Here is a 1506-nt window from a genome sequence, read left to right as displayed (position 1 = left end):
GCGTTTTTTGTTTGTCTTTTATATAGAAAGGAAAATATGATGCCAGCTATTTATGCAGATGAAATGCAAGTGCTCGGTAGTGAGCTGCCTGTGATTGACAACCTTGCCGATTATCCAACCGTCAGCTTGCAATCAACGTCCACCAAAATGAGACAGGTCGCATGGCAGCAAGTTGCCGATAATCAGTATCAACCGTTATACGCTTTGAAGCCGATCATCAAACCAGTCCCTGGTGCAGAAGACAATGTCACATGGGAGGAGGATGGTGAAGATGGCGAGGACTAAAGCTGAGATCAAAGCCTGGGAACATGAGATGGCGCAACGAGCCACAGAACAATTGAGTGCGCTTGCTGACACTCAAAAGTTTAAGCAATACCTTCGGAAAAATGCTGCCTTCCATGGCTACTCTGTTCGTAATGTGCTCCTGATTAATATGCAGCACCCTAATGCAACGCGGGTAGCCGGATTTAAGCAGTGGGACAAATTAGGTCGTCACATTCGCAAGGGTGAACACGCCATCAAGATCACCATGCCAATCGTTAAGAGGCTCACGCCAGAGGAACAGGTCAAATACGAAACGACCGCTGAACGAGCAATTGTTGGTTATCGCTACGGCTCAGTATTCGATGTCAGTCAAACCAACGGCAAAGCTTTACTATCCGCAACAGATTTTATTAAGGAGCGGTTGGGTGATCACCAAAACGTGGAGCGTTTATATCACGCTGTCGTCGATGCCATCAATACCGAAGGTCACGTTAAGGTCAGTGAAGCCCCTATTGATGAACCGGGGGTTCGTGGTTTCTTTCGGCCGTCCACACAAGAAATTGTGATTAGTCCACAAGAAACAGATGCGGCTATGAAACTCAAGACGCTGTTTCATGAGTACGGCCACAGTCAGTTACATGGCATTGGTCGGGCATTTGCTGATCGACCACGCGCTTGGAAAGAAGCGCAAGCCGAATCTGTTGCTTACATTGCCATGCAAAACATTGGCATCGACACTGGTGACTATTCATTAGGATATGTGGCCACTTGGGCGAAAGATCCTAAAGTGATGGCACAAGCCCTCAAAGAAATCAATGAGGCCAGTGTGCATACGATCGAGCTATCTGATCAAGCGGCGCAAGCATTAGGTTTTGATCAAGCACAGACCGCAGAAGCAACGCTTAACGATGCTCCGGAACAAACAAAAAACCTCAATAGCGGTAAGCGTGAGCGTTTGACGCAATCTGAAATCAATCGTGCGCGTAAATTGTCCTTAGTTGATATTGCGCGTAGTGCTGGCATTGATCTCAAGGAGGATTCCCGCGATTACTACCGCGGTGTCGATCACGACTCCTTAGTTATTGATGCAAAAAAGAATCTATGGAAATGGAACTCCCAGAATTTAGGTGGTGGTGCGATTGAATTCGCCACCACCTTTTTAGACCAGAAAGGCTTTTATCAAGCTGTCAAGTTTCTTAATGCTGGGCACTACGGTGAAACAAAGATTCAGACCGCGCCTAA

2 protein-coding genes are annotated in these 1506 nt (G+C 46.9%); both read left to right on the top strand.

What is annotated here, in order from left to right; all coding sequences use genetic code 11:
- The first annotated feature begins 39 nt into the window (after positions 1-39).
- Entirely contained in the window at positions 40-285 is a 246-nt protein-coding gene (locus ACWPAB_RS15255) for a hypothetical protein (protein WP_016373124.1), read from the top strand.
- The coding region (locus tag ACWPAB_RS15250) for an ArdC-like ssDNA-binding domain-containing protein (protein WP_237027435.1) at positions 272-1506 on the top strand (1235 nt) is incomplete at its 3' end. The genes ACWPAB_RS15255 and ACWPAB_RS15250, both read left to right, overlap by 14 nt.

This window comes from Lacticaseibacillus sp. 30 (assembly GCF_053819265.1).
The sequence above is the reverse complement of the archived record's forward strand: the minus strand, read 5'-3'. Positions and strand labels throughout refer to the sequence as shown.